The organism is Barnesiella sp. CU968, assembly GCF_905219685.1.
Taxonomy (GTDB): Bacteria; Bacteroidota; Bacteroidia; order Bacteroidales; family Muribaculaceae; genus Lepagella; species Lepagella muris_A.
The window spans coordinates 1-4,221 of record NZ_CAJMXD010000256.1; the positions used below are offsets into that span (position 1 = coordinate 1).

The window sequence follows — 4,221 nt, forward strand, 5'->3', positions numbered from 1 at the left end:
ATGATTTATTTTACTAACTTTGCATATAAATATTATTTTCTTTGTATAAAAGCGTAAGAGATTTTTTAGATCTCGTATCCTTTAGTAATTGACACGCTACATGAATTTGATGGCGTGTTTAAGAAGTAGGGACAAATTTATATCAGGAAGTAATCTTTGAAATATATTATTAACAATTAAACAACAACAGCTTATGCAGAAAAGCCAACTTCTGATGTGCATAATGCTTGTAGCAGCGATTTTTTGCTCAGGCACAGCACAAGGAGCAGGCGCAGGCACCCCGAAGAAGGGAGTGATTCGCGTGAAGCTGCAACCTGAAATGGCTCTGAAGGTGGGACATGCCCCCCTGATGCAGTCGAAAGGAGCAGTGACTACGGGTATCACACCTTTTGACAGGGCGGCACGCGATGTGAAAGCGGTCAGTATTCGTCCGATGCTTCCGTATGTGGAGAAATTCGCAAAACAGAGAGCGAAATACGGACTTGACCGCTGGTATGTGATAAATTTTGATGAGACGGTTTCNCCCGAGGAAGCACGGAAGATTTTCGCGACAACCGCAGGTGTCGAGCGTTCCGAGCTCGTTACTCCGATGTCGCTGCAGGAAGGTGCGAAAGGCTTCCGCAAACTTGATCGTTCCCAAGTGGTTAAAGCCGCCGGGGCGATGCCCTTCAATGATCCATACCTGCCTAAACAGTGGCATTACCAGAACTTCGGTGATATCCCCTACAGTGTGGCGGGTGCGGATATTAACTTGTTCAATGCTTGGAAAACCACGACCGGAAGCAAGGACGTGCTCGTGGCGATAATTGACGGCGGTGTGGATTATACTCACGAAGATCTTGCCGCCAATATTTATGTTAATGAAGCCGAGCTTAATGGCAAGGATGGCGTGGACGATGACGGCAACGGTTATCCTGATGATATTTACGGATGGAACTTCTGTACCAACGAAGCCAAGATATATCCTCATTCCCACGGTACTCACGTTGCCGGAACAGTTGCTGCAGTCAACAATAACGGTATCGGTGTAGCCGGTGTGGCAGGTGGTGACGGAACTCCGGGGTCCGGTGTGAAAATGATCTCCTGCCAGGTGTTCGATTCCCGTTCCGGTACTGCAGAAGGAGATTTCGCAGCTGCTATCGTATATGCTGCTGAAAAAGGTGCTACCATAGCTCAATGTTCATGGGGTTGGCCCGGCGACGGTTATTATGAGCAGGCTGTGCTTGATGCAATTGATTATTTCACAGCTGAGGCGCGATCCGATAACATGAAAGGCGGACTCTGTATCTTCGCTATGGGTAATGAAGGAAAGACCGGTAACTACTACCCCGGCTGTTATGAAAAGGTTATCGGAGTTGCGGCAATGACTTCCGAGTTGACGCCGGCTTCATATTCCTGTAACGGTCCCGGTACGGACATCGTGGCTCCGGGTGGTCTTCTGGACTATGGTGAGGCACAAGGTGTGCTTTCAACACTTCCCGGCAATGAGTACGGTTACAATGAAGGAACGTCAATGGCTACTCCGCATGTTTCCGGTGTCGCCGCTCTTGTCCTTTCAAAATATGGCTCACCGACATTCATCAACGAGACTCTGCGTACCCAGCTTCTGACTTCCGTGAATGACTTCTATGGATATGGAAACAACAGCAGTGTTGAAGGTCTATTCGGAAGCGGTTATCTTGACGCTACAAAAGCTGTGAGCATGAATGCTACCGGTGCTCCTGATGCTGTTTCCGATTTTGAGCTTACGGCTACTCAGGACAATATCAATGTTTCCTGGAAAGTTCCGGCATCTCCCGACAATAATGTCAATAATCATATTGTATATTATTCTACCGAACCATTCACTGCGGAGAGCGATCTGACCAAGCTTCCGAGTGTGGTCGTAGACTCCAAGTTCCTTAACTCGGGCGATCCTTGTTCGGTTGAATTGAATAATCTGAATAACCTTACGACATATTATGTCGCAGTGCAGGCTGTAAACCGTTGGGGCAAGGCATCATTACTGTCTCCGGTTAAGTCGATCAAAACGAATGCCGGACCGAAGATGACTATAGCAGAGTCTTCGTTAAGTATGACTGCCACGGCTGCGACTCCTGTCGTGACATCCAGCCTTACAATTGGAAACGAAGCGGAAGGTCTGCTCAAATGGGCTGCTGCAAAACGCACAGTCAGCGTTCTTACGCAGTCAAGACGTCCTCTTCCCGGAACTGTAAGGCCATTCCAGGGTCAGCTTTCGACTACAGCCGCAAATCTCGCAGCCGTAGCTGCGTCTGCCGAATATGATGCCGACGACTATCCTGCCGAGATATATTCTTATGAACTCCTGTATGCCATGATCGGCGAGTCTGACAAGACATTGCCAAATTCGCTGGCACAATGGTTCAAGGTGGATCCCGATAAATATCCCGACGGTTTTAACCTTACCGACCTGTATTTTGAGGCTCCTTTGTCGGGTGCATATGGTGCTGATCCCAAGATAAGCATTTATAAGGGAGACGTGTCAATTTCCAATGCAACCCTGATCACGGATGTTAAATATGATTTCTTTGCCTACAATTACAACATACCTCTCAAGCAGCAGATTCATTTTGCTCCCGGAGAGTCGTTCTGGGTTGTGGCTCACTATGACGCAGGTCAGGAAGGCTATCCTTTGGGCATGGCTAAGACTTCTATCCAGGGAGCTGCCTCAAACAGCTTCATGAGTAACGACATGGGTAAGACTTGGGTTCAGCTTTCAACTGCCCTTAAAGGCAGTATATACGAATCGCTGGCTGATACATTCGTATGGGGCGTAAAGGCGCGTTCACTCAATCCGGACTGGAGTGAGATGCTTGAGCTTGATCCGCTTTCCGGAACTGTAAAGAACGGGGAAACCCAGACTGTTACAGTGAAGGCAGACGGACGCAAGTTCGTGAATGGCGATTACAAGATGACTGTCAATATTTCTACCAATGAGAGCGAGAACAAATTGAAGAGCGTTCCTGTTACTATTGCAGTAAGTGGAAACGAACCTTCTGTCACAGTTCCCAAAGTTGTTGATTTTGGCAGCATGCTTGCCGGTCAGAGCAAGACAATCGTTGTTGAAGTTTATAACAAGGGCTACGGATCGTTCCGCGGTTCCAAAAATTCGGCAGGTATATATTCTCAGAATATCATTTCAAGCTCAGAGCATTTCCAAGGTCCGAAATCTGTGCAAAGCGGTTTCCCTGCGCGTACTACTACAAAACTTGAACTAACCTACGCTCCCAAAGAAGCGGGATCTCATTCCGGCACCATAACATTCAAAGATGCAGATGGTCGTGAAGTCAAGATCCTTGTAAGGGGTGTCGCAACCGAACCCGCCAAGCTAACTGTGGATCCTGCTGTCGTGGAAGCGGGTACCCTTACACTCGGTGAAGAACCCAAAGAACTTTCGTTCAAGATTTCGAATACAGGTAAATATCCTCTTGAGTATGTGTTCCCGAAATTCTCAGATGAGACAATTGAGGGTGCTGCAAAACTTCACAAGTTCGGTTATACCGTTTCTTCAACTCTTGATGGCTACAATTCATTCGAATATGAAGCTGCGCCGGCTCTTGTGAATGCAGTGGATATAACATCCGGATTCAATGACAAGGCTTATATTTCAAAAGCGATTTCACTCGGATTCTCTTTCCCTTATTATGGAAAGAATTATGACAAGGTTTATGTAACTTCTTATGGAGGTTTGCTTTTCTCTCTAAGTGACTTGATGTTCAGGGCACCCCTTACGGAGACCTCCGTCAGCATCCAGGGCACAGGTCTGATATCTGCGTATGGAACACAGCTTCAGATGGGACCGGAATCAAAAGTTGAATATGCCTGGAAGGATGGCAACTTTATAGTGAACTTCTCCAATGTGCTTGCCGTTGTTTATGACACGGATTATGCTCCTGTATCTTTCCATATTTCACTTTCGCCCACCGGTGATATTGAAATTTTCTATGATGATTATGTGGCAGCAGACTTCTTCCAGCAGGGAAGCACGCTCTTCTGCGGAATTAATGATCCGGAATTGTCAGATCAGGTGACCGTAACTTCGGCAGACATTGCAGACTATTTCGGAAGTTTTGAACCGACTGCAGACAATCAGCGCTATAAAGAATTCGGTACCGGCACTGCTGTGAGGTTCGAAGCTCCCCAGACATTGTTTGTGCGCACGCTCGAACCGGCTTCCGGTCTTGTTGCTCCGGGCGAGTC

Annotated in this window: 1 protein-coding gene; it reads left to right on the top strand. The window is 47.3% G+C overall.

From position 1 onward, the window contains the following. Positions 1-193 precede the first annotated feature (193 nt). On the top strand, positions 194-4,221 hold a 4,028-nt coding region (locus JX312_RS09795; RefSeq protein ID WP_204457861.1), incomplete at its 3' end, for a S8 family serine peptidase.